This is a genomic window from Proteiniborus sp. DW1 (genome assembly GCF_900095305.1).
Lineage (GTDB): Bacteria > Bacillota > Clostridia > Tissierellales > Proteiniboraceae > Proteiniborus.
On the sequence record NZ_FMDO01000042.1, the window covers coordinates 60927 to 87682 of the forward strand.

The following is a 26756-nucleotide window of genomic DNA, read 5'->3' on the forward strand; positions in this document are numbered from 1 at the left end:
TGATAGTATCAAATTAAAGTATATTCTCAAAGTTATTTTGAATGAACTATCAAAATTAATTATTTTGTTTTTTATCTTTTTTATGGTTAATAATGGAATTAATTATATCTACTGTCTAACTTCTTTGATTCCTCTTAGGACATATATAGGGGGCATACATTATAAAACATACACAGGGTGCCTAATCTTTAGCGGAGTATTTATATATGTCTCTATATATTTATCAAGCCACCTATCCATTAACTACTTCACTGCAATGATACAGTTTATTTTTTCATTACTAATAATAGTTGCACTAGCCCCTATTATTTCGAAAAGCAGACCTATTTATAATAGAAGAAAAAAAATGTATTTTAAACTCATAAGTATTCTTATAGTACTTTTCCATTTCACAGCATACTTTTCTACAAAAAACAACCCATACTTTACTCAATCTATATGGGTTATTACTCTACAATCTATTCAGTTAATAATTGCGAAAGGAGGGTTACTGTATGAAAACTCAAAAAACATTCTTAACAAAAGCAATTAAAGTGTTTTGTAGCTTTCTTGTTATGCTTGCACCTATAGCACTATCCCAAACAGCCTGTTGGTTTCTATGGGGTGAACCTGACTGCCCTGAATGTTTGAAGCAAGAAGTTAGCTCTTAGTAGTTATTTTAAAAACAACATAGTTTTCATTGTTGTACCTATCATTACGTACGCTTATTTCTCCTTTATATTTGCTAACTATTTCTCTTACATTGGTTAGTCCATAACCTCTACATTTATTTTCTTTTGTCGAAAAACCTTTTTGGAAAATGCTATTTATGATTTCGTACTTAAGATATGGATGTTTGTTCTTGACTTCGATAACATTCATATCTTTATTTTTTGATAAAATTAACTCCACAGAATTCTCTTCAACTCCTGTTTCAAATGCATTATTGATTAGATTGCCTATCACTTCTACTAACTCATAATCTAACATTCTAGTTGAAAAGTCATAGTCGCTAATAGTTATTTTAAAATCTATCCCCATCTCTTTCGCTACCTTTAATTTACTATAAAGAAAGCCTGCCAATACTTTATTATGAAGCTTTATCAAATTTCCCAAATCATTTTGGCTCTCTATCTGACTGCTATACTTAGTCATTGATTTTACAATCCCCTCATAGTCCGTATTAATTGAAATCATCATTTTTAATGCCTGAATATGATTATCATATTCATGTTGACGCTTCCTCAATTCATCAATTAGTTGATCAATGACTGATAAATATTTCTCATATATCTGTAGCTGTCGCTCCATATACTCTTCTCTTAAGCCCTTTTTTAGTATAACTAGGTTCACAAACATAACCCCTAAAAATAATATAAATATACTAATAATATTATTTAAAATCCCCTCTAAATCAATATACCAGTAAAATAGAATAGAAATTAGCAAGCATAATAAGTTTAAAGTCAAAGCTTTAATGGTCTTGTTATTTTTATGAATGAAATTAAAAATTAAATCTATAGGTAAATATTTGCTTACAAATGCAACCATACCAAAAGATATAGTCTGTGATATCACTCCAGAAAAAAAAGAGTATTCAACCTTTCCTGTAAGAATTTCTAAAATACCCACTATTAAAAATTGTATAAATACAACAATAATAATACTTAAAATATGAATATAGGTAGTTTCGATAACACTTCTTTTATATAGATGACGAGCCACCATCCACATTAGTACTGTTGTTATGATAAAGCTATGTTGTTTAGATATAAAACTACCAAAAATAGCAGTAGCAAATGATAAAATTAATATGTATATTAGGCATATTTTCTTATTTAACTCTTGAAAATTTAACAATTTTCTTGATACCAGAATATACCCAGTAATGTCAAATACTCCCATTAAGGCATGCTGTATCATTGTCATATCCATATACCTCTCAAAGCTTCTTTATATTTCCTACCAATAGGAATATCTATAACTACATTCTTAAGCTTAATTAAGTCATTTGCCTTATCAACTTTTTGGATATAGTTTGAATTGATAATATATCCTTTGTGACATTGTATAAAATCATCTGTCAGTTCAATAAGAAGTTCTTTCAAAGAATAAGTAGATATTGTAATTTGCTCATTAATAGTATATATAACTATTTTTTTATTAATAGATTCTATAAAAATAATTTCACTTTGCTTTATTACATATGAACAAGACTTCTGTTTCAATACTATAGTTGGTTGATTTTCTTGATTATTTTTGATTCCATAATTAATGATTGTCTTTAAAATATCTATTACTTCTTTTTTATTAAATGGTTTCAATATGTAATCGTAGCAGTGTACTTGTTTGAAGGCTAATAGTTCTTTTGTAGGGATAGAAGTAATGAAAACAATAGGCGTTAGCTTATACTTTTCCATACTTCTAATCTGTTTTGCTAATTCAATGCCTGAGTAGTCATTTAGTTGAATGTCTAGAAGAAAAGCATCAAAATGGTTATTAATCGCATAGTTTAACGCTTTTTGGGCATATCCTGTTGAAACTATCTCTAATTCATTTGCAAGGTTCTGGATAATTTTTCTTAGCCCTTTACAAATTATAAAATCGTCTTCAACTATTAAAATTTTTCCCACTCTTTTCCCCTCCTAAGAACAATAGGTATCTTTATTAAGTTAAAATACTAAACCCTTTATTTTATTCTATATTGGATACTTAAAATCCTTTATCATATTATAATTCCTGCCAAATTACCAATTTATATCCACTTTAATGTTTCTATTACATACACAGAAATCCAATAATCATGCTAGGCTATTCATTCTCCTTATTCATAATGTATATAACAATATCTTTAATAAGAGTATTTTTAAACAGTAACATGGAAATATTTATACGGAGATAGATAAATAAAGCAAGTACATGAAAGGAATGATTTCAAAGTGAAAAAACATGTTAAAAGAGACAAAATTACTGTAAATACCATATCACCTCCAAATAATGTTGAAACAATGCCAAACTCTCCTGTTCATAATGCACAAGATGCCAACTTTTGTGTCTATGCAGGTATGAGGCATGCTGTTGGTTCTATAATAAAAAACGATGATGGCTCAGAAATTGTTTGTACGGAGGATGGTTCTTGGCAAAATAAAACAAAGTAGAGCTTATATATATTAACAACTAATACTAATGCTGTAATGCATAGCTTATACATTACAGCATTACTTTTTATCATGACATCTTTTGCGATTAATAATTTTTCTAATAATAGCGTAACACAAATTATCACAATTAATATAATGTATTAAGGTTAAAGCCTAACTTAATTAATTGATAGGAGGTAGCATGATGGCTGAAGCAAAAGGATTCTTCGGAGATAGCGGAAGCGAATTACTATTTTTCTTCTTAATTTTAGTAGTGTTATTTATGCCATTTGGCAGATGCTAAAGCAAAGTGAAGTATGTAACTAGGTAGTTACTGACAATGAATAGACTAATATCTAGTCTAAGAACTCCCCACACGAATATATCTAGATTTAAAATAATTTTCTTGCACTAAAAGCTCCCCTAAGATATATATCTTAGGGGAGCTTTAATAACTAATGAGTTTTCATAGATTATATAGACATATTACACACTATTTTAGGGTTGTAGTAGTTAGAGCCTTCTTTAATACAGATTTTTTATTTTCTACTTTTTTATCTTGAAGCCCCTCATACTCATAATTCCAGTGAATATCACCTTTGAGTACACATGAATCATAGTCATCAAGTATTGCACGTACTTCTTTAGATAATAAGAACAATGCTATGATATTTGGTATAGCCATGATACCCATAAACATATCAGCTAACTTCCATACAAATGTAGCATCTATCATTGTACCAAATGCTAATGCTGTTATAGATACAGCTTTAAACAAGTTTATGGTTGTAGCTTTAGAGTTAAATACCATTTTAACATTTGATTCTGCAAAGTAATACCAGCCAACTATTGTAGTAAGTGAGAAAAATGATAAACAAATGGACAAGAACATTCCACCAAATGTACCAAATCCTGATGCAAATCCACTTTGCGTCATTACAATAGCTTTTTCTGTCATCTCTAATGCAGATATATTAGGATTATAAGCTCCTGAAGTAAGATTCAACATTACAGTTGATAAACAAATTAAAAAGGTTGATATAAATACTCCTATCATAGCAGTAAATCCTTGCTCAGCAGGGTGTTTAGTATCAGCAACTGCATGAGAATGTGGAGTTGACCCCATACCTGCTTCATTTGAAAAAAGTCCTCTTGCAAGTCCAAATCTTATAGTTTGTTGAATAGTAATACCAAGTACTCCGCCTCCAATTGCAGCTGGAGTAAATGCACCTATAAAAATACCTTTTAACACAGGGATAATGTTACCTAAATTCATAAGGATTATTATTAAGCTTCCTAGAATATATGCTCCTGCCATAACTGGAACTACTTTTTCTGCAAAAGATGCTATTCTTCCCATACCGCCCATTAATATAAGTGCAACTACAATAGAAAGTCCTATAGTTACGGCAATAGTTGGAACCCCAAACGCATCACTAACTGAGCCTGCAACAGAGTTAGATTGTACCATTACACCAACTACTCCAAGTGCAAATATACATGCTATAGCAAAAAAAGTTGCTAATTTTTTTGATTTCAAACCATTCTTAATATAGTAAGCTGGTCCCCCTACTAATTCTCCATCTTTAACCTCTCTATATTTTTGTGCTAATACTCCCTCACTAAAGATAGTGGCCATTCCGAAAAATGCAGATACTAACATCCAAAATGCTGCACCAGGTCCACCAGCTGCTATTGCTGTAGCTACACCAACTATATTTCCTGTACCAACTTGAGCTGCTACTGCTGTTGATAATGCCTGGAATGGTGTCATTTTGCCTTCCTCTACTGGCCCTTTACTTGTAAGTCCTAATAGCATTTTCTTTAGTGCCGGAAATAATCTGGTAAATTGTAGAAACTTTAATCTTATGGTCATAAAAATACCTATACCTAATAAAGCAATTATTAAAACATAATCCCATAAAATTTTGTTAACCGAATCAACAATAATATTAATTGCTTCCATGTCTCTCTCTCCTTTTATAGTTGGTTTTAGCTATCGATATATTCTAAAATATCGTTTTCCTCTTATGCTAGTACCAACTATTATTTTTTATATAATGATTATATTTATTGACCTTCAAAAAACTACAAAAAGTTTCATGAATTGCTGAAACTTTATAAAATTTATCTATAGTAATTTTTAGGAAAATAGAAAAAAGGTTAAAAAAGTACACACTTTTTTAACCTTCTATTTGTATTTATTGCAGTAAAAAAGCATTCCATCAATGAATTTTTTCAGATTTACTTTTCCTCTTCTTTTAGTCTTACCCCTAATATAATCCATTTCTATCTTTATCTGTTCAAAATTATATAGTCCATTAGAATACTCAGTAAATATTTCATTCATATAGTCTTCAATGCCTAAATTTGCAAGATTAATCATTCCAACAGTGGCAGTCCTCCTGATTCTTTGCTCCATAGATTTAACTTGATCAGTGAACTTGCTACATAACTCTTTCACAGTAAAATTAGACATATCTTGGTTTGTATCAAGCAGATATTTTATAATATTGATTATATCCTGGCTTCCACTTTCACCAATAATTCCGATTCTCTGCATCACTCTTTTTACTTCTTCAATATTATTTTCTGGTCTCCTAATGTCTTTAACTTCATGACCAGAAAATAGGCTCTGGATCTGGAATAACTTCCGATTCATATTTAACTTATCTTGGACTTTATGAATAACGCTTTCAACCTCTATAGCGTTTATTGGCTTTGATATAAAGTATTCTATTCCACTTTGATAAGCTTTACCTATCATATCCTTAGAAGACACCTGTGATATCATAATAAATTGAATATCAGGGTGCATGTCCTTTGCTTCCTTTACTAGACTTATGCCATCTTTGCCTGGCATTAACAAGTCCACTAGTACTATATCAGGTTTCAAGTTTTGAATCTCTAATAGACCATTAATTCCGTCATTAGCATAACCTAATAGTGTTCCTAGCTCTCTATCAATTATAATCTTTTCTAGTATTTTTATAATACTGTTATCATCTTCAATTATAAAGATATTCATTTTACACCTCCAAAAACTCCTTTGGTATGTAAACCCTGAAGGTCGTTCCTTTACCTTCCTCCGAATTTACACTGATTTTACCTCCAAGGTGATTTTCTACAATTTCCTTTACTACGCTTAATCCCAGTCCTCTGTTAATCTCACCAGTAGTATAATTTATTTTAGTTGAAAAACCTGGGGAAAATATATGTTTCAAATTATTATCTTCAATTCCAATACCTGTATCTGAGACTATAAAAATATGCTGCCCTTCTTTTGTTTTGTGAACAAATTTAATTTCAAATTGCTCATTGGAATCTGGTATTGAATCTATTCCATTCATAATTAAGTTTCGAATTATGGACATAAGATAATAATGCTTTGAAGTATAAAAATTCTCTCCTATTTCAAAATATAACTTAATATTCTTATTTTTATACTCTACTTCTCTCTTCATAGTTTCATGTAATATTTTTACTACCTCTCTAAAATTCATGCCTTCATCTTGTAGTTTATTTTCTGTAATTTCTCTCATGCCTCTTATTACAAACTCATATTCTTTTTTTATTTCATGAACATCTTTAGCAATAGTTAATGCTTTATCTGCCCATCCATCCTTGCCTTCATTCAGTTTTATCTCTTCAAATAATTCATAAGAATTAGACATTACTCTTTCTATGTTGTTCATATTTTTTTCCATCCAGTACATTTCTGTCTTTAGTTGAGCTGTTAGCCATAAGAGTCTTCGATATCTTTTCTCATGCTCTTCTTTTAAAAGTAGCATTTTATAATATTTGAGCCCATTTAGTGCTAACCACACTATACTGGAACGTACTATAGCAACTAAAAATAATGTAGTTATAATTTCCCAACGAAGTAATGAAACACCAGCTGCTACCCTAACAATCACTTCAATAATATTTGAACTGAAATCACTGATACTCATTGTTAAAAATAATTGATTAATATCTTTTTTGGTGTTCTTTCTATTTAATAATGAATATATAAGCCCATAGAATGTATAAAACAAAATCTCAAGTTGAAATGACCAAAGAACCTCGATAGAATCTCCATTCCCTAAAAAGTATAATAAAGTTCTAAGTAAATATACAGATATTCCAGAAACTATACCCGTTTGAATTGGTTTCAGCTCTTCATAATTAAAAAGAAGTATTGATAAGAATATAATGCCACCTGAAACCCTAAAATCAGTGCCCATGAACCCAATATTAATTTGTGATGATAACGCAACTATTGCTGATGCAATTATTAATTTTTTTAATTTTTTTAATCTTTTCAAATTAATAGTCTCCTAACTTCTAGTTACTAATTAATAGATTATTAATAGTTTATCATGAAATTATAGTATAAATAAAGTTCTTATTTATTGATCATAATACTTAAGCTGCCTTGAAAAAATATTCTATTTCAAGACAGCTTTTTCTATTCTGTTAAGGCATTAGTAATTGGAGGAACTACCTGTTTCTTTCTTGAGAGCACCCCTTGGGCATAAAATGAGTTGTTTACTAGCTTCTTTCCGAAAGCTTGAGCCACTAACTCTTTATTATTCCCTACTACAACCATTTCAGAAGCCTGAGCAAATATATCTGTTAGCATTAGTATGAATATAGAATATCCGTGTTCCCTTGCTCTTTCTTCCATTAATAAAATGAGCTCGCTTTTCATTTCTTTCAAACTTTCTGGATCCATTGTATATACTTGAGCTATTCCTATCTTGTCATCACCTATTGCAAACGCCTTAAAATCTTGATTAAGTAGCTCTTGTGGCGTTTTCCCAACTAAAGAAGTCCCTGCTTTAAACATCTCCATAGCAAATTTTTCTACATCTAAGTCTGCAATTCTTGCTAATCTTTCTAAGACTATCTTATCAGTATTTGTAGATGTTGGTGATTTAAATAGAAGAGTATCAGATATAATTGCTGCAGCTAATATCCCAGCCATTTTCTTAGAAGGTCTTCTTCCATTTTCGAATAATATAGAGCCAATTATTGTAGATGTGCTTCCTACTGGTTCATTTCTGAAGTAAATTGGATTGCCTGTAAATACATCTGCCACTCTGTGATGATCTATTATTTCTAGTATCTCACATTCTTCTAAACCATCTATAGATTGACTACGTTCATTGTGATCAACTAAAATTACCTTCTTTCTCATACTAGAAATTAAGTGGTATCTAGATATTAGTCCAGCTACTTTATTTTCATCATCAATTACTGGGTATGACCTGTATCGTGTTTGTGACATTTTTTCTTTCACTTCATCTACTAAATCATCATATGAGAACACTACTAAATTATTTGTAGTCATTACATGCTTTACAGGTACAGATTGAGATATTAGCCTAGAAGCTGTAAATGTATCATAGGGAGTTAATATTATAGTTATGCCTTTTTCTTTTGCTAAGTTTATGATATCCTCATCTATTTTACCATTTCCAGTTATTATCATTAGAGATATGCCACTATTAATTGCAAGCTCCTGAGTATCTTTTCTATCCCCGCATATAACTATATCGTTTTCTTCTATGTATTCAACTACTGATTTCGGTTCCATAGCTAACACTAAGATTTTTCCATTAAGAGACTTATGATTTTTTGGTATATTAATCGATTTTGCAGAAAGGGTATCTATAATATTATCTATTGAAGTACCTGATCTTCCTAAAAGAGTATTATCCCATGCATCTATGTAGCTCTCTACAATATCCGATATAGTCACTATCCCAATAAGCATTTCATTTTCGTCAACTACAGGAAGACTATTTACATTGTTCTTCTTCATTAATTCTAATGCCATACCCAGGGATATTTCTGGGCTGACCGGAGCTATTTTATCAAAATCTAAATCCTCCACACTTAATCTTGCTGTCTCCATAAGCATAGGAGCATCAACACCAAAGTACTCAAGAATGAATCTGGTCTCTCTATTTATTTCTCCAAGCCTTACAGGAATAGCATTTACATCTCCATTTGCGTTTTTATATTCTGCATAAGCTAGAGCTGCACAAATTGAATCTGAATCAGGATTCTTATGCCCTGTTATATATATTGTTTCCTTCACATACATCTCCCCTAAATCATTATATATTATTTGAAAAATTTATTATTAATTATATCCCAGATTCATAAAATTATAAAGCGTGTCACTTATTGTGACAATTTACAAAGAAACCTGCTAAACAGCAGGTTTCTTTTAAGTGGTTATTTCATCTCAATTGCATCTTTAGGACATTTTTTAGCGCATGCCCCGCAACCAATACATTTTTCTTCTATAATTTTATGTTTTGATTTAAGCTCTCCTTCTATTGCATCTACTGGGCATTGTTTTTTACATATAGTACAGCCTATACATTTATCTTCGTGAATAAAAGCCTTCTTTCTATTATCAAAATCTGCCCATATAGCCTTAGTTGGACATTTTTCCGCACATATCATACAGTTAGTACATTTTTCATAGTTAATCCTAGCAAGATTGTTTTCAAATTCCATTGCTCCAAAAGGACATGCCTTAACACAAATTTGACATCCAATACATCCTACAGTACATTTAACCTTAACGTCTTTTCCAAACTCCTTACTATTACAATCTACTACAACTTTTTGTTCATAAGGAACCATATTAATGACTGATTTTGGACATTCTGATACACATTTGCCACAAGCAGTACATTTTTCTGGATTTATAACTGCTACCCCATCTATAATATCAATTGCTCCGAATTGACAAACTCTCACACAGGTTCCTAAGCCTAAACAACCATATGAACATGATTTGCTGCCACCTGAAATCAGTGCTGCTGCTTTACAGTCTTGTATCCCATTATATTCAAATTTTTCAAATGCATTGCAGTTGGTACCCCCGCAAATAACTCTCGCTACTTTTTTATCTGTAGCACTAGCTGTTACCCCCATTATTTCTGCAATTTTCTCTACACACGCAGCTCCTCCAACTGGACAACCGTTTACTGGCGCACTTCCACTGGCAATAGCATTAGCTAGTCCATCACATCCTGGAAAACCACAAGCTCCACAGTTGGCTCCAGGTAAAGCTTCTCTTACTTGCTCTACCTTTGGATCTACTTCCACTGCAAAGACCTTAGCGGCTACAGCTAATCCTGCTCCAAATAAAAGTCCCATACTACTTAAGCTTACTACAGCCTTTACGATATCAATCATTATTTATTTCACCTCCTATACTAGTCCAGTGAAGCCTAGAAAAGCTATTGACATAAGTCCTGCTGTAATAAGTGCAACCGGAAACCCTTGAAAAGCTTCAGGTACATCAGCCAACTCGAGTCTTTCTCTTATACCAGCAAAAAGCACTATAGCTAATGTGAAGCCTATGGCAGCTCCAATAGCATGGACTACGCTCTTTAATAATGTTAACTCCATCTGTATGTTTAATATTGCAATACCTAATACAGCGCAGTTAGTAGTTATAAGTGGTAAATATACCCCTAAGGCTTGATAAAGTGTAGGACTTGCCTTCTTTATAAATAATTCCACTAGCTGGACTAGTGCTGCAATGATTAGTATGAAAACTATTGTCTGCATATAGCTTAATCCAAAATTATCTAATATAGATTTTTGAACTACATATGTGGCAGCAGAAGCTATAGCCATAACAAATGTAACAGCAGCACCCATACCAAGGGCAGTCTCTACCTTTTTAGAAACACCAAGAAAAGGACAAATTCCTAAGAACCTGGACATTACAAAGTTATTTACTAATATGGAACTAAGTAAAATTGTAAAAATACTCATTTTTTCCCCCCCTAACTATTTAAGGCTTTCTTTTTAGCAAGCCAATTTTTTAGTCCAATTAATATTCCTAAAGCTAAAAAAGCGCCAGGAGGTAAAATCATTAGTAATGCTGGCTGATAAGCCTGTCCGAATATATTAAAGCCAAATATTGAGCCTGCACCAAGTAATTCTCTTATTGATGCAAGTATAGTAAGTGCTAATGTAAATCCGAGTCCCATACCTAAACCATCTGATATAGATCTAAGGGGTCCATGTTTTGAAGCAAAAGCTTCTGCTCTAGCTAGTATTATACAGTTAACTACTATTAGTGGAATAAATAATCCTAGTGAAGCATATAGTGCAGGTAAAAAAGCATTCATGAACATTTGAATCAACGTAACAAAGGTCGCTATTATAACGACAAAGGCTGGAATCCTAATTTTATCTGGTATAACTTTTCTTAAAAGCGATATAACTAAATTTGACCCAATTAGTACAGCTGTAGTTGCCAACCCCATAGACATACCATCTATGGCTGTTGTAGTAACTGCTAGAGTTGGACACATACCAATTAACTGAACAAAAGTAGGGTTTTCATCAATTAATCCATTTTTTAAGTCCTTCAAGCTCATAATTCCACCTCCATAATTGTAAATCTATTTTACAAAATTTCTATTAAAAACATCTATTGCGATATTGACACCATTTGATACGGCATTTGAAGTTATTGTAGCTCCAGAAATTGCTTGAATCTCAGTATCATTAGGTGCTGATTTTACCACAGATATATTTGAAGATACTGATTTTCCTGTAAATTGATTTTGGAAATCAGGTTTAGTTGAATTGGCACCAAGACCTGGAGTCTCAGAATGACTAACAACTTTCATGCCTGTAATTTGTCCTTCTACAGATATACCTGTTATTATTTCTATATCCCCACCATATCCTGAAGCAATAGTTTTAATAGTGTATCCTACTAATTCATCAACTGAATTTTTGCCAATATAGACCTCTTTAACTCTGTTGTTTTCAGCTACTATTGCATTAAATTCGTTTTCTTCTAGGGGTGTAAATTTTTCAGCAGAAGGTAATACCTCTTGTCTTGCTTTATTGCTCTCCTCTTCCTGAACCTGTGCAATTATATCACTTGTAACTTCATTTGCAAATCCTAGAAGTGCAGCAGCTATTGCCGTTATAATAAAAAGAATTAATCCAAGTTTAATGATCTCACGCATTTTGCTTCACCTCCCCAAATACTTTTGGGCTAGTATATTTATCTATTAATGGTGCTGTCACATTCATCAAAAGAATTGAATAGGATACTCCTTCTGGATATCCTCCTTTAAGCCTAATTACAGCAGTTAAAATGCCTGCACCAATTCCAAATATAATTTGACCCTTTTTAGTAACTGGCGAAGATGCATAATCTGTTGCCATGAAAAATGCTCCTAGCATTAGTCCTCCTGCTAATAGGTGATAAATAGTGTTTTCCACTCCACCACCAAAAATTAATATCATTACACCTACTGTTCCTATATAGGTGAAAGGTATCCTCCAGCTAATAACTCCTCTATATAATAAATATAGCCCTCCAATAATTAATAATAGAGCGGAAGTCTCTCCTAAACTACCACCTATATTTCCAATAAACATATCAAGTAATGAAGGTAGTGTTTCTGTTGCTTGTGCTGCAGTTGCTCCCGTTGAAGCTGAAGCAGCACCAGTCGTAGCTTCTACTGCTTTAATCTTTAGTATGGCTAATGGCGTAGCAGTACTTACAGCATCAACTCCTGGTTTGACCCAATCTGTCATTATTGTAGGCCAAGACGCTAAGAGCATCGCTCTTGCAGCTAATGCAGGATTCATAAAATTATGTCCTAACCCACCAAAAAACTGCTTTACTATTGCAATTGCAAATGCAGAACCTATAACTGGTATCCACCATGGTGCTGAAGCAGGAATATTAAAAGCTAATAATAACCCAGTCACTACTGCACTTAAATCATTTATAGTAACAGGTTTCCTTCTTGCTTTCTGAAATATTGCTTCTGTTATTACTGCTGATAATATAGAAAGAACTATTAACTTAAAAGCGTTAAATCTAAAAAAGTATATGCTGGCTAATGTAGCAGGAAGAAGTGCTATTATTACATCCAACATTATTCTTGAAATAGTTTCATCCGACCTTATATGTGGAGAAGATGAAGCTATTAATTTGTTTTCCATTACTATCCCCCCAATCAATTAGCTTTTCTTTCTTTTTGCTAATACTTCTCTTTTTGCTACTCTTATAGATTGTAATAGTGGTCTCTTAGATGGACAAATAAAAGAGCAAGAACCACATTCTATACAGTCTAGTACATGATATTTTTGTGTGTCATCATATTTACCCTTTAAGGACAACTGACTAATAAATAATGGTTGTAGATTTACTGGACAAATATCTACACATTTTCCACATCTAATACATGGATTTGGCTCTGGGATTCTAGCTTCTTTTTCATTTAGCACTAATATACCTGATGTTCCTTTTATAACAGGAACTTCATCAGTGAATTGAGCTAGTCCCATCATTGGCCCTCCCATTATTATTTTCCCCGGAGTTTCCTTGGAACCACCACACTGGTTAATAATATCCTTAAATGGAGTTCCTATCTTTACTAGAAGGTTTTTAGGTGTGTTTATAGCACTACCTGTTACAGTAACTACTCTCTCCACTAAAGGCACCCCAGTTTGTATTGCATTAGCAACTGCATAAGCAGTCCCTACATTATTTACTATAATACCTACATCCATGGGAAGTCCACCAGATGGCACTACCCTGCCAGTCACTGCATTTATTAATCTTTTTTCATCCCCTTGAGGATATTTAGCTACGAGAGCCACTACCTCAATGTTAGTTTCATTTTCGGCTGCTTTAATCATAGCCTTAATAGCATCAGGCTTGTTATTTTCTATTCCTATATATCCTTTATTCACTCCTACAGCTTTCATTAATGCCTTAAGCCCATAAATTACTTTTTCTGGCTGCTCTAACATAAGCCTATGATCAGCTGTTAAAAAGGGTTCACATTCAGCCCCATTAAGAATGATTGCATCTATCTTCTTATCTGGTGGAGGAGAAAGTTTCACATGTGTTGGAAAACCTGCACCACCTTGTCCTGTTATACCAGCTTCTTTAATAATACCGATAATCTCTTCCTTACTAAGTTGTTCTATGTCTCCCTTTGGTGTAACGTTTTCATAAATCTCACTTACTCCATCAGATTCTATAACTACACACATGATTCCACTTCCAGTTGGAGTATCCATAGGGGAAACTTTTTTTACTGTTCCTGAAACACTTGAGTGAACAGGTGCACTGACAAATGCTTTAGACTCACCTATTTTTTGTCCAATCTTAACCCTGTCACCTACTTTTACAATAGGTTCACATGGAGCACCTATGTGCTGTTGCATTGGAATAATAACTACCTTTGGTTCTTCAGCTTTTTCAATCTCAGCTTTTTCTGAGTACCCTTTATAATGTGGAGGATGTATTCCCCCTTTAAAGGTAAAGCATCTAAGATTCATACCTTTCACCTCTTGCTAGTTAATTTTATATGATAATTATAATACAAGATAATTTATTCTATTCTTGTATACAAAATCCCTCCATTGACAAGAAATAAACAATATTAATAGCTGCCTTATCTGTCTTTTGCAAGATACGTCAAAAAAGCTAGAATATTGTTATAACTATTCATTGCATTCTCTTTTATTACAAAAAATTAGGACCTTAGTCATTGGTCCATATTTACTTACTATTTTATTGTAACACTTTTTTCGTGTATTGTATACCTCTTAGCTATTTATATCATAAGATTAACATTTACACTATTTACATAATGTACTAATGTTATCATTTATATAATCTTGAATCCATAAAACGACTTCAGGTGTGTTTAAACTAACCTCTCCTAAAAACTCTTTTACCTCAGTTGTACTAAATGTAAATCTTTTGTTATTTATCTGATGGATATATACCAAATCAAACTTCTCTACCCTGCTTAGTAAGGTTGCTATGGTGCTGCCCATATTTCCAATTGGTGCTCTGTCTATATGATCATATTTAAAAGTAGCTACAATCTTCGTTCCTTTTTCTTTTTCTGAAATAATTTGAAAATCTCCATCTGTTCTTATGGCAGCAGCCTTTAAAAGTGGTAGTCCGAGTCCTACATTTCTAGTTTTTCTAGTAGTAGTGAAAGGATTATCTACAATGCTTAGAAATTCTTCATCCATACCATTTCCATCATCCTCTATAATTATCTCTAAAAAATTGTTCATTATATCTTCATTTATAAATATATTTATTAGTTTAGCTTTTGCCCTTATTGAGTTTTCAACTAAATCTAATATATGTAAAGATAGTTCTTTCATTTTTTATCACAACCCACCTTTAAGTATTCTATAACTGTTTTTGCTGTGAGAGTGTCAATATCCATATAATAAAATGCCTCATTAATATCAGATAGATAATGAGCATCAGAGTTCTTTATAATCATATATTTTTCTAAAGTCAATACTTTCTCCATTTCTTTTAATCTTTTTAAGTCATAGGCTTCTATAGTTCTAACATTTATATTATCAGGAATAAACCCTAGTGTCGATAGAATACTAAAGGAGTTTTTATCTACATGGGCTGGGACAAGTACTCCATTATGTTTTTCCACCAGCATAAATATTTCTTCTAATGAATATTCACTACTACTTAAAAGCAATTTATCTAATTTACCAATAACATTATCTTCCTTGTCAAATAGGAGTTGTTCTCCAAAGATTTCTTCTCTATTCTTTATATTAGGAAGGCTATCATATATCAAATCTTGAAATCTCATTCCATCTTCAATTGATGGAAAATAGCATAAAACATGAACTTCCTCCTTTGTAGTTACCTCTATGCCAGGAACTACTAAAATACCTCTTCTATTAGCAACTTCCATAACTGGCAGTATATTTAACATGGAGTTATGGTCTGTAACAGCTATTATATTCAGCTCCTTTAAGTAAGCCATATTTACTATATTATTTGGTGTCATATCTTTATCCCCACAGGGAGATAATCCAGAATGTATATGAATATCGTATGCAAACTTCATATCATAAACCAAATTCTCTTAATTTGCAAGCCACTTCATAGGCACTTAAGCTAGTCTTAAAAAGCGGAATTCCTACTTCCTTTGCCTTCTCAATTGCATCTTTATCGATTTCCATTCCCTCTACAATTATTATTCCTGCCAAGTCCACTAATGTTGCTACAGCTACTATGTTTATATGGGTTTGAATAGTAATCCATAGATTATTCCTCTGTGCCTTAGACATGACTAAACTTAACAAGTCTCCAATATATACTCCTTCTACTTCCTTTTCTTCTAATCCAGTTCCTGCAATTGTTTCAACATTTAACTTATCAATTATTGAAGAAAGCTTCATAAATAACCTCCTAATCACTATTGGTTTCTTATTTTCTCTTTTAAAATAAATATACAGTCTTCCATCTTTGCCTTTCCTCTGACTATATCTTCTGCAAGGGCACTACAAGAAGGAGCTCCACAGGAGCTACAGTCAATCCCTGGTAGTTCCTTACATATTTGATTTAATAATTCAATTTTTTTAATTGCTTCATTAATATCACTGTCCAGTATCATAACTCCCTTTGGAGTTATTTTTTCAGTCCAATTTATGAGTCCTTGAGTTAGGATTTCTTCTATATATTCATCATTTTCTGTGTTATTTTCTTCTGGTAATCTAGCAATATTTCTTACTCTTGCCTTAGCAATAAAAGGGTTTTCCACATTTAGAGGCCCCCCTACACAGCCTCCTACACAGGCTAATCCCTCAAAATAATCGATATTGTTTAGCTTCCCAAGTTCAATTTCTTCAAGGACCTTAATAACATTTTCTATACCGTCTACTGCTAGATAGTTATCTACTCCTATGGCATAACTCTGACCACCTACTCTTCCCCATCCAACTCCTTTTGGAGATGCCTTTTTAAAGTATTCACTTACTTGAGTTTTCTTAGCATTCTTTACTATACCTCCATATATAGATTTAATAGATAGTGCTCCGTTTACATAGGAATCTTGTATTCCAATTGGACGCTTAATACTAGTTACTTTTGCTGGACATTGTGTTAAGTAAAAGACCCCAATTTCATCAAACTTTAATCTATATTTTTTCATAGCTTCAATTTTAACTATTCTAGCAGCAACCTCCATTGGTGATTCTACTGTAATTATATTATCAATTAAAGAAGGGAATCGAACTTGAATAATCCTTAATATAGCAGGACATAGAGAAGAAATTACAGGTTTTTGAATATTGTTACTTTTCAGAATATTTCTAATGGCAATTGTAAGTACATCTGCTGCGTAGCCTTCATCAAAAACATGGTCAAAGCCTAAAGCTTTTATGCCTGAAAAGACCATATTCATATCTGTATCTATGCTAAATTGACCATATAATGACATAGGAGAAATAGCTACATTATATTTATATCTATTCAGAACACTTAAATCATCTACTATAACATCTTTTGCATGATATGGACATACTCTAATACATTCTCCACAATCAATACATCTATCTTTTATAATTACTGCCTTCTTTTCCCTTATTCTTATTGCTTCAGTAGGACACCTTCTCATGCAGTTTGTACAGCCATTACATTTATTGTCATCTAATACCACAGAGTGAAAATACTCTTTCATGTTTATCACCCACTAGTTATTTTATATATGCTTAATATATATTTTCATTGATACTATAGTTTCAACATTCGCTTCAGATATAATATTAAATTCATCCGAACATTTTTTCATATTTGGGAGCCCCATACCTGCCCCAAATCCTAGTTCTCTAACTTGATTAGAAGCAGTAGAATAGCCTTCTTGCATAGCAAGTTCAATATTTTCTATTCCTGGTCCTGTATCACGAGCTATAACTTCAATTTCATCAGGTGATATAGTTACAATGATTTTCCCTCCGTACGAGTGGATAACTATGTTCATCTCTGCTTCGTAAGTTGCTATAGCAACTCTTCTAACTATTTTTGAATCAATCCCAAGCTGATTTAATACCTTTTTTACATTACTCGATGCCTCACCTGCACTAATAAAATCATTTTGCATAACACTATATTCTAACTTAATCTTATGATTATTTTCATTCATTTATCTTAATTCACCCTCTATTCTTACTCCTTTCAAACCTCTTTCATATAGCTTGCCACTTGTAGTATATAAAGTGTATTCTGTAGTCATTATTGTAATATCTTTTTCTAGTGCTAATTCTAGCAAATCTTTGCTTGGCATCTTTCCTCTTACAAATACGATAGCAAAAAGACCTGCGATCTCAGCAGTTCTTATAACTTGTGTATTTGTAAGCCCTGTTAACAATACAGATTTTTCGTTAACAAATGCAAGTACATCACTCATCAAATCAGAACCAAAAGCAGAGAAAACCTCTCTGTCTAAAAAATCTTCACCAACTAACACCTTTGCATTTAATATGTCTCTAATTTCACTTAATTTCATTTTTTCACCCCAATCTTCTTCTAGTAAAAGTTAAGTAAACAGAAAAAAATACAATCCGAATCTCTACTCAATTTTAATTCCAATTATAATGAAGCAGAGTCTAGGTAATTTTTTATTGTTCAAATTTTATTCCGGTCTAAATATCTTATCTTTACTCGATACTGTATTAACAAAAGCATCTTCATATATTTCTCTTACATTTTCTAAATAATTATATGCTTCTTCTTTTATTTTAAACTCACCTGCAAAAACTTTGTACGAGTTGCCTACATTAACTATGTATCCATTGTCAAAATTGTTTCCTTTAAGCTCTTTAATGAATTCTTCAGCATTTGTTATACTGCTAAAGTTGCCTATTTGAATACCATAAAAAGTAGTTTCGGCGGTTTCTTCTTCTGATTCTGAAACATTCTCTGTTAAGTCTATAGCCTCTGTTCCTAAGGTTTCTCCATCTACAGTTGAACTTAGGTCACCTTCTAACCCATAATTCTTTTCGACTTTATCACCTAACCCTTCATCAACTGTACTAATAGTTTTTTGTCCTTCGTCAAGTCTAGGCAATATAACATTTTGCACTAAAGCAAATGCTAAAACGATTGATAAAATAGGGGCAACTATAAAAAAGGCAAAAATGGTATAAAGCCTGTCCTTACCAGTATTGGTTACTCTCTTTCTTATTGTTCTTCTCATATAAGCTTGCCTCCCTTTTTCTTTATATTATAGATTATGATAGTTATACTGATTTAATTAACAAAAAATCAACTATTATAATATATAAAAGAAAAAGTTTCAGGCATATATGTTGGGTTGTTAAAATTTTACTTTATCATAGGTTATTCTACATGTTTGTCCTTTTTCCTGCTTTTTTACAAAAAAATAGTCCTCTTTTAGGACTATTTCTATTTTCGTAATTAAGTTCAATTTTCAATATTGGTGCAGAGGAAGGGACTCGAACCCTCATGCTCTCGCATACGCCCCTCAAACGTACGTGTCTGCCTATTCCACCACCTCTGCATGATAGCAGAAGCATATAGTTATATGCTTACTGCAATATTAACAATTTCAATAAATAATTTATCCATAATGTGTCGTTATCATAAGATAGTGCGCCTGCCTATTCCACCTACCTCGCATGAATAGCAATCAGCATAACATACTTACTATTTTTACGTTTATTTTTTAGGCTAATATATTTATTATATCTATAATTCCTTCTTATGTCAATTATAAATATTGGGTTACTCTTTCAAACTGCCCTCTTGTTTCATTACATTCTCTTGTTGCAGTGCTTTTGGAATATACCATTCTGATATTTTATTGTACATGTTAAACTCAGTTGGGGCAACCTCTCCATAAACTTTGCTATTAGCTAATATAGATGAGTTTATGAAGTATAAACTGACATAAGGAAGATCATCAATTATTAAATCCTGAACTTGTTCATATAATCTCTTTTTATCTTCAGGTCTAAAAGTACTTTGGATTCTTAGTAACAGCTCATCCATCTTTACATTATTGTAGCCTATGAAATTCATCCCACCATCTATCTGAGAAGAATGGAAGGCAAAGGATAAATCAGGAATATAAGACAATTCCCAGCCAAGTAGCACCATTTCAAAGGAGCCAGTGTATAATTTTTGCATCAAGGCTTCCCATTGAGCTGCTCTATCTTCTTCAGTCAAATTCTCTTGCTTACTCTCGCTATAATCCTTTACAACATTTATACCTAAATCAGTTAAGTTTTCTGCAATAATGTTCGCTGTCTCTCTTCTTAACTCATTAAAGGAGTTTGTAGTAAGTTTAATTGTCAATTTATTGCCGTCAGCATCTTCAAAAAAACCATCTCCATCTATATCCTTCCAGCCTGCAGATTCAATAATCTGTCTTGCTTTATTTACATTGTATCCATATGAATTTGATTCATCGGATAATAGCCATGACTCTGGATGTATAGGCACATCATTTCTTGTAGCATGCCCTAAATAAACTTTTTGTATTATTGACTGTCTATCTATAGCATATGCTATAGCCTTTCTTAAAGCCTTTCCCTTTTCTCCCGTAAAGATTCCATCTCTGAAATTAAAGCCTAAGAACTCATACCTATTTGAAGGATATTCGTAAATCTCTACTTTTTTGTTCTGAGCATACTTCTCCCAATCAATCCCTATGCTTGTAGCTAAGTCAGTTTGTCCCGTCTCAAAAGAAGTAACCGCTAATTCTTCATCTTTTAAAGCCTTGCCTATAACTTTTGATATGTACGGCTTGTTGCCCCAGTAATCCTGAAAGATTTCTAATGTAACATTCTTTAGTTTATTGGTTTGAAACTCCTTATAAGGTCCCGTTCCTATTGGTTTATAATTTTCATCTACTAATGCATTGCTATAAGCAATTTTTATATTTTTTCCTCTTTGGAATATGTGTTTTGGTATAATTGGAAATACTAGTCCCTCTAAGACATCCCCATAAACTCTATCAAATGTCAATGTTATATTATATTCATCAATAATTCTAGCTTCCTTTAAGTATTTTAAAGCTTCTGAGGAGACTATAAAGTCTGCTAAACTTCCTACTAAGCTTTGGTTAGACATCCCATACTTAATAGTATCTATTGTAAACTTCACATCTTCCGATGTAAAATATTCTCCATCATGCCATTTAACATTTTCCTTCAATTTAATATTTAAAACTAAACCACCTGACTCAAAACTATAACTTTCTGCTAGAACGTTATTAACTTGAAAATTGCTATCTATATCAAATAGTCCTTCAAAAATCAATTTATTAAAATTGTACATATACTTATCGTTTTTTAATAATGGATTTAGTACAATTCTATATGATATGGGAACTATAAGTTCTCCACCATTTTCTGGGCCATTATCAATATTTTCTTCCACTCCTATTTCAGAATCACCAATATTATCTAGATTGTTTTCTAATGTACAACTGCTTAGAAAAATAATCTGTAATATTACCAACAATAGACAAACATGTCTTTTGTACTTCAACTTTTTTCCTCCTTAACACTAGAGCATTTTTACTAGCCTAGGATTATCCACAAGTCCTGGTATTCTGCCTCTTTTAGCTATTGCTACTCCTTCTACTTCTTTTATGTCCATTGTCATATCAATGGCAGGCGCCCCTGAAATATAGCTACCTACTCCAAAAGAATCCACTCCAGCCTCAGATAGGATTCTTATTTTTTCAGGTTTAAGTCCTCCTGAAACAAAAATCTTAACCCAGTCATAGCCATTAATATCAAGTCTTGCTCTGAGTTCCATAACTAAATCTGGTGTAACTCCCCCTCTTTCGCTAGGTGTATCTAACCTAATTCCATAAAGATTTCTTCCCATTTCCTTGGCTAATCTTAAGGTTTCCTCAACTTCATCTTTAAATGTATCCACTAAAACTATTCTTTTATATGACTCTGGCATTACTTCGTTATATTTTTGAGCTACTAAGAGAGTATCTCCTGCCACTAAGAAAGCTGCATGAGGTAAAGTACCAGTTGGATTTTCACCTAATAATTTTGCCGTCAATATATTACTAACTGAGTTTGCTCCTCCGATTCTAGCTGCCCTTTCCATAACAGGTGCAACAGAAGGATGAACATGTCTTGTTCCAAAAACTACAAATGGCTTATCTCCACAAGCCTCTCTTACTTCCTTTGCTGCAGTTGCCCATCCACTTGGGCTAGCTAAACAACCTAATATAACAGATTCAAAAATAGCAAAATTCTCATATGGTCCTTTAATTCTTACTAATGTTTCCTTAGGTTGAAATTCAGCTCCTTCTTCTAAAGCCCACATTTCTACATTATTGTCCTTTAAAATGTTTCTCACTTCTTCGATACCTACAAAAACGCCAGGTTTTCTAGCAAAAATCTCTGCAACAACCTTTTTGCCCTTCATATCTAAACTTCCTAAAACATCCATTGTAGTAAAGAAGTAAATATCTGTAGTGAGTCCAGCTAATATATCTTCATGTTGCGCAGAATGTAATAATCTCTTTTCCCTGTTTATATCATAATTCTGAACATCCCTTATGCTTTTTATGTAGCTCACGATTTTCATCTCCTCTTAGTAATATACTTAAGTTGTTTTTAAGTTAATAGCCTTAATTATAAGTATAACAACTTTATGGTTGTTTTTTAAGGTAAGTTATTTTTTTAACTAAGTTTTTAAATAAAATAATCAATTTTGTATAGCTTTCTATATATATCGTAAGATTTCAACACTTTCTTTAAATACAACTCAGTTTCCTTAAAAGGTATGTGCTTAAGACTCTTTCCATCTTCGCTATAATTATTGTTATTAAGCCACTTGGCTACATTACCACTTCCACCATTATAAGCAGCTAATATAAGCTCTAGATTATTGTCAAATTGAGATTTAAGTCTATTTATATACCAACAGCCTATTTTAATGTTTATTTCTGGATTATACAAGAGAGATTCTTCATAATCTATAATTCCCAACTCTCCTGCCGCCCATCTACCAGTTACTGGTGCTATTTGCATCAATCCTTTAGCCCCTTTATGAGATAGGGCATCTTTATTAAACTTACTCTCAACTCTAATGATTGCAGCCACTAGGAACGGATCAATATCATATTGTTTTGAATAATTAGCTATATATTCCTTATATCTAATGGGATAGAGAGTCTTCCCAATCCATTTGTAGCTTGAAAATGCTCCCCAGACTATAAGAATTATAAAAAAAATTGTCAATACTTTTCTAAATCTAAACCTCAAAAATATCTCCTCCAAAATCATTAAAGAGCCTCAATTGCCTTTTCTACATTTGAAACAAGCTCCTTCATATCTCCTGTGTTGTATATTATTACATCAGCAAATTTTAGTTTCTCATCTATAGGTAGTTGAGCATCTACTCTCTTAGTAGCACTTTCATAATCTATCTTATCTCTCTCAATAATTCTTTTTATCTGGGTTTCTTTATCAGCATAAACTACCCAAATTTCATCAAATGTTATACCAAATTCACGTAAATCTTCCAGTCCCTCTATTAATAATGGAATGTCCAGAAAAATAATAGCATTATTAATAGAATAATATAAGAGCTTTTCTTTAATTTTCTTATATATTTGTGGATGAACAATATTATTTAATTTAAGTCTTAAGTCAACGTCATTAAACACAAGAAGACCCAATTTCTTTCTATCAATACTTCCATCTCTATTTAATATTTTCTCGCCAAAGGTATCTATAATCATAGAATAAGCTGGTTTTCCACTTTCTACAACTTCTCTTGCAATTAAATCTGCATCTATCAGAGGAAAGCCTTTTTTCACAATAATTTTTGAAACAGTACTTTTCCCTGTTCCTATTCCACCAGTTAAGCCTATAATTTTTGTTCTATTTTGTGTCATACCAGCTATCACCTGTTTTCATATCAACTATAAGAGGTACATTTATAGTTATGGCATTTTCCATTAAATCCTTTAAAAGCACTTTCACTTCCTCAACTTCATCTTTATAGGCCTCGATAATTAGCTCATCATGTACCTGTAATATTAACCTTGATTTTAGCTTTCTTTTTTTCAACTCATTATACACATTAACCATAGCCAGCTTTATTATATCAGCTGCGCTTCCTTGTATAGGAGTATTCATAGCCATTCTTTCTCCAAAGGATCTTATGTTAAAATTTCTTGAAGATAATTCTGGTAAATATCTTCTTCTATGCAGAATAGTTTCAACATACCCCTTGCTTTTTCCGTCTTCTACAATGTTTTTCATATATTCCTTTACCTTAACATAATTTTTGAGATAATTGTCTATATACTGCTTAGCTTCTTTCCTAGTAATCTTTAAATCTCTAGCTAGTCCATAATCACTTATACCGTATACGATTCCAAAATTAACTGCTTTAGCTCTACTTCTCATTAATGGAGTAACTTCTTCAAGCTTAACATCAAACACCTCAGCAGCCGTTTTTCTGTGGATATCTTCTCCTGTTAAAAATGCTTCCTTAAGCTTTGGGTCATTAGCAATACTTGCAAGAACTCTAAGCTCTATTTGAGAATAATCTGCATCTACTAAGACATAATCACTGCTACTAGGAACAAATACCTTCCTTATTCTTCTACCTTCATCTGTTCGAATAGGTATATTTTGAAGATTAGGCTCTGTACTGCTAATTCTTCCTGTAGTAGTAATAGTTTGATTAAAGCTAGAATGGACCTTACCTGTATTTTTATCAATAGCTGAAATTAAACCATCTACATAGGTGGATTTAAGTTTAACTAATTGTCTATACTCTAATATTTTCTCTGCAATAGGGTGCACTTCTGTAAGACCTTCTAAAACCTCTGCATTAGTAGAATAACCTGTCTTAGTTTTCTTAAGAGCAGGTAACTTTAGCTTTTCAAATAATATCTCACCTAATTGCTTAGGAGAATTTATATTAAACTCTTCTCCTGCAAAATCGTATATGGACTGTGTCAAGACTTGAATCTTTTCATCAAACTCTTTTCCTAATTCTTTTAGCTTATCTAAATCTACGGTAAATCCAATATATTCCATGCTGGCTAGTACGCTTATCAAAGGAACTTCAACCTCATAAAAAAGTTTATCCATATTCTGTGAAACTATGGAGCTTTCAATTATGTCCTTTAATCTAAGAATAATTTCTAATTCATTTGATATATATGATACTCTATCAATTAATGATATTTGACCGAAAGTTTTTCTGTTTTTTCCTGTACCTAAAAGATTCTCTTTGCTCTCAATATATATATCTAAGTAATCATTTGCTAGTTTCTTTAGGCTATAATCGCTTTGAGATGGATTGAGTAAATACTGGCCAATCATACTATCAAATTTAATCCCTTGTATGTCTACCTTATGTCTAAGAGATACTATAATCTCTTCCTTTATATTATGGCCTATCTTTTTTATTTTGTCATCTTCAAGAATATCCTTAAAAACATTAAAAAAGTCTTCTGAGTTAATACCACCTTCTGTAAAATCAACATAATAGCTAGACTTTTCTAAAACTCTAATACCAACCCCTAATATATTGTTTATTAAAGGATTATCACCATCAACTACAAATTTAAATATCATAGATTTGGAGTTTTTTATTTCATTTATAATATTATTTAGCATATCCTTATTCTTAACAATAATTGCCTCAGGTATTAGCTTGATTTCATTTACTACATCCTCATTAGTTTCTTTGTTTAAGCTTATTTTTCCTAATAGGCTTTTGAATTCAAGTTTTTTGTAAATTTCTATTAATTCATCTCTATTAGGTTCTTCTAAAATAAGCTCATCTAGATTTACATTAATAGGTACTGTTCTAATAATTTCTGCTAGCCTTCTGCTCATTATAGCTTGATTTCTGTGTTCAACTAACTTTTCTTTAAGCTTCTTTCCATCTATTTTTTCTATATTATTATATATGCCTTCAATAGACTCATATTCTTTTAGTAGCTTAATTCCTGTCTTTTCTCCAACTCCTGGAACGCCAGGTATATTATCTGACTTATCTCCCATTAGTCCTTTAAGATCTATAAATTGTTGAGGGGTGAGTTCATATCTTTCAATAACTGCTTGTTTATCAAAAACTTCAATATTTGATATGCCCTTTCTTGTTAATAATACTTTAGTATTTTCACTAGCTAGTTGAAGATAATCTTTATCTCCAGTTACTATAATAACCTGAAGCCCATTTTCTTCTCCAATTCTTGAAAGTGTACCTGCCAAATCATCAGCTTCGTAACCATCTACTTCAATCCTATGTACATTCAAATAATCAATTATTTCTTTTAATATTGGGAACTGCATCCCCAATTCACTTGGTGTTTTAGCTCTTCCTGCCTTATATTCTTCAAATTCAATATGTCTAAAAGTAGGCGACTTTTTGTCAAAAACTACACTTATATAATCTGGTTTATACTCTTCTGTAACCTTGTAAAACATAGTTAAAAATCCGTAAACTCCATTTGTATAAACTCCATCCTTATTCATTAGTAGAGGCAATGCATGGAAAGCTCTGTGTAGTAGACTGTTTCCATCTATAATCATAAAAGTTCCCTTACCCAATAATACCAGCTCCTTATAATATAATAATACAGTTCAAACCAGCTTAATATCAAGCAGGATCATTAACATATCTAATTTTGATGCGTAAAAAACTCTCATTTAATATTCAAAAAGTGTTAATTCATAATATTTTCCTAGAAAAACAGTATATATATTATTATATACTATATTTGTTCTGTAAACTCTTAACTTTAAGTATATATTAAAAGATAATTTCAGTAA

25 protein-coding genes and 1 tRNA gene are annotated in these 26756 nt (G+C 32.0%); 1 reads left to right on the forward strand and 25 read right to left on the reverse strand.

The window, feature by feature from the left end; genetic code table 11:
* Nucleotides 1-639: 639 nt before the first annotated feature.
* Together DW1_RS10890 and DW1_RS10895 are read right to left on the reverse strand one after the other, a co-directional pair.
* On the reverse strand, nucleotides 640-1908 hold the full coding sequence (locus DW1_RS10890; protein ID WP_074350653.1) for a sensor histidine kinase: 1269 nt from the start codon (nucleotides 1906-1908) through the stop codon (nucleotides 640-642).
* Nucleotides 1905-2612 carry a LytR/AlgR family response regulator transcription factor gene (locus DW1_RS10895; RefSeq protein ID WP_074350654.1) on the reverse strand — a complete coding sequence of 236 codons (708 nt, stop codon included), beginning with the start codon at nucleotides 2610-2612 and terminating at the stop codon, nucleotides 1905-1907. Before DW1_RS10895 ends, DW1_RS10890 begins: the two co-directional genes overlap by 4 nt.
* Before the next feature lie 306 nt (nucleotides 2613-2918).
* Between DW1_RS10895 and DW1_RS10900 the strand changes: the two genes are divergently transcribed.
* Nucleotides 2919-3137: a hypothetical protein gene (locus DW1_RS10900; RefSeq protein WP_074350655.1), complete on the forward strand. Its 219-nt coding sequence runs from the start codon at nucleotides 2919-2921 to the stop codon at nucleotides 3135-3137.
* 475 nt (nucleotides 3138-3612) lie between these two features.
* Here the strand turns inward: DW1_RS10900 and DW1_RS10905 are convergent, their stop codons facing one another.
* From DW1_RS10905 to polA, 23 genes are all read right to left on the reverse strand, one after another.
* Nucleotides 3613-5085 (reverse strand): alanine/glycine:cation symporter family protein, encoded by a 1473-nt coding sequence (locus tag DW1_RS10905; protein ID WP_083605649.1) that lies wholly within the window; start codon nucleotides 5083-5085, stop codon nucleotides 3613-3615.
* A 225-nt stretch (nucleotides 5086-5310) separates the two neighbouring features.
* Nucleotides 5311-6147 carry a response regulator gene (locus tag DW1_RS10910; RefSeq protein WP_074350656.1) on the reverse strand — a complete coding sequence of 279 codons (837 nt, stop codon included), beginning with the start codon at nucleotides 6145-6147 and terminating at the stop codon, nucleotides 5311-5313.
* Nucleotide 6148: 1 nt separating this feature from the next.
* Nucleotides 6149-7426 carry an ATP-binding protein gene (locus DW1_RS10915; RefSeq protein WP_074350657.1) on the reverse strand — a complete coding sequence of 426 codons (1278 nt, stop codon included), beginning with the start codon at nucleotides 7424-7426 and terminating at the stop codon, nucleotides 6149-6151.
* A 143-nt stretch (nucleotides 7427-7569) separates the two neighbouring features.
* Nucleotides 7570-9213, reverse strand: a complete 1644-nt coding sequence (locus DW1_RS10920; protein ID WP_347499723.1) for a putative manganese-dependent inorganic diphosphatase — start codon at nucleotides 9211-9213, stop codon at nucleotides 7570-7572.
* 134 nt (nucleotides 9214-9347) lie between these two features.
* Nucleotides 9348-10322 carry an RnfABCDGE type electron transport complex subunit B gene (locus DW1_RS10925; protein WP_074350659.1) on the reverse strand — a complete coding sequence of 325 codons (975 nt, stop codon included), beginning with the start codon at nucleotides 10320-10322 and terminating at the stop codon, nucleotides 9348-9350.
* A 15-nt stretch (nucleotides 10323-10337) separates the two neighbouring features.
* Nucleotides 10338-10910 carry an electron transport complex subunit RsxA gene (gene rsxA, locus DW1_RS10930; protein WP_074350660.1) on the reverse strand — a complete coding sequence of 191 codons (573 nt, stop codon included), beginning with the start codon at nucleotides 10908-10910 and terminating at the stop codon, nucleotides 10338-10340.
* 11 nt (nucleotides 10911-10921) lie between these two features.
* On the reverse strand, nucleotides 10922-11521 hold the full coding sequence (locus DW1_RS10935; RefSeq protein ID WP_074350661.1) for an electron transport complex subunit RsxE: 600 nt from the start codon (nucleotides 11519-11521) through the stop codon (nucleotides 10922-10924).
* A gap of 24 nt (nucleotides 11522-11545) precedes the next feature.
* Nucleotides 11546-12124 (reverse strand): RnfABCDGE type electron transport complex subunit G, encoded by a 579-nt coding sequence (locus DW1_RS10940; protein ID WP_074350662.1) that lies wholly within the window; start codon nucleotides 12122-12124, stop codon nucleotides 11546-11548.
* Nucleotides 12117-13115 (reverse strand): RnfABCDGE type electron transport complex subunit D, encoded by a 999-nt coding sequence (locus DW1_RS10945; RefSeq protein WP_074350663.1) that lies wholly within the window; start codon nucleotides 13113-13115, stop codon nucleotides 12117-12119. Before DW1_RS10945 ends, DW1_RS10940 begins: the two co-directional genes overlap by 8 nt.
* A gap of 18 nt (nucleotides 13116-13133) precedes the next feature.
* Nucleotides 13134-14462 carry an electron transport complex subunit RsxC gene (rsxC, locus tag DW1_RS10950; RefSeq protein WP_074350664.1) on the reverse strand — a complete coding sequence of 443 codons (1329 nt, stop codon included), beginning with the start codon at nucleotides 14460-14462 and terminating at the stop codon, nucleotides 13134-13136.
* A 303-nt stretch (nucleotides 14463-14765) separates the two neighbouring features.
* The gene (locus DW1_RS10955; RefSeq protein WP_074350665.1) at nucleotides 14766-15308 is read right to left on the reverse strand and encodes an ATP-binding protein; all 543 of its coding nucleotides are present in this window, start codon (nucleotides 15306-15308) and stop codon (nucleotides 14766-14768) included.
* On the reverse strand, nucleotides 15305-16027 hold the full coding sequence (locus DW1_RS10960; protein WP_074350666.1) for a PHP domain-containing protein: 723 nt from the start codon (nucleotides 16025-16027) through the stop codon (nucleotides 15305-15307). The genes DW1_RS10955 and DW1_RS10960 overlap by 4 nt, the downstream gene beginning before the upstream one ends.
* Nucleotide 16028: 1 nt before the next feature.
* On the reverse strand, nucleotides 16029-16361 hold the full coding sequence (locus DW1_RS10965; RefSeq protein ID WP_074350667.1) for a DRTGG domain-containing protein: 333 nt from the start codon (nucleotides 16359-16361) through the stop codon (nucleotides 16029-16031).
* Between the two features lie 17 nt (nucleotides 16362-16378).
* Entirely contained in the window at nucleotides 16379-17641 is a 1263-nt protein-coding gene (locus tag DW1_RS10970; RefSeq protein WP_074350668.1) for a [Fe-Fe] hydrogenase large subunit C-terminal domain-containing protein, read from the reverse strand.
* A gap of 21 nt (nucleotides 17642-17662) precedes the next feature.
* Nucleotides 17663-18103, reverse strand: coding sequence for an ATP-binding protein (locus DW1_RS10975; RefSeq protein ID WP_074350669.1), 441 nt, complete (start codon nucleotides 18101-18103; stop codon nucleotides 17663-17665).
* Nucleotides 18104-18466 (reverse strand): DRTGG domain-containing protein, encoded by a 363-nt coding sequence (locus DW1_RS10980; protein WP_074350670.1) that lies wholly within the window; start codon nucleotides 18464-18466, stop codon nucleotides 18104-18106.
* A 126-nt stretch (nucleotides 18467-18592) separates the two neighbouring features.
* A complete protein-coding gene (locus tag DW1_RS10985) occupies nucleotides 18593-19156 on the reverse strand; it encodes an SPOR domain-containing protein (RefSeq protein WP_074350671.1) in 564 nt (187 codons plus the stop codon).
* A 241-nt stretch (nucleotides 19157-19397) separates the two neighbouring features.
* Nucleotides 19398-19480: transfer RNA gene (locus DW1_RS10990), tRNA-Leu, on the reverse strand.
* A gap of 224 nt (nucleotides 19481-19704) precedes the next feature.
* Complete coding sequence (locus DW1_RS10995; RefSeq protein WP_074350672.1) at nucleotides 19705-21474, reverse strand: ABC transporter substrate-binding protein; 1770 nt, start codon at nucleotides 21472-21474, stop codon at nucleotides 19705-19707.
* Nucleotides 21475-21492: 18 nt separating this feature from the next.
* The gene (locus DW1_RS11000; protein WP_074350673.1) at nucleotides 21493-22539 is read right to left on the reverse strand and encodes a nicotinate phosphoribosyltransferase; all 1047 of its coding nucleotides are present in this window, start codon (nucleotides 22537-22539) and stop codon (nucleotides 21493-21495) included.
* Nucleotides 22540-22646: 107 nt separating this feature from the next.
* Nucleotides 22647-23219: a lytic transglycosylase domain-containing protein gene (locus tag DW1_RS11005; protein WP_083605650.1), complete on the reverse strand. Its 573-nt coding sequence runs from the start codon at nucleotides 23217-23219 to the stop codon at nucleotides 22647-22649.
* A 20-nt stretch (nucleotides 23220-23239) separates the two neighbouring features.
* A complete protein-coding gene (gene coaE / locus DW1_RS11010) occupies nucleotides 23240-23854 on the reverse strand; it encodes a dephospho-CoA kinase (protein WP_074350675.1) in 615 nt (204 codons plus the stop codon).
* Nucleotides 23841-26516 (reverse strand): DNA polymerase I, encoded by a 2676-nt coding sequence (polA, locus tag DW1_RS11015; RefSeq protein WP_074350678.1) that lies wholly within the window; start codon nucleotides 26514-26516, stop codon nucleotides 23841-23843. The genes coaE and polA overlap by 14 nt, the downstream gene beginning before the upstream one ends.
* Between the last annotated feature and the right edge of the window lie 240 nt (nucleotides 26517-26756).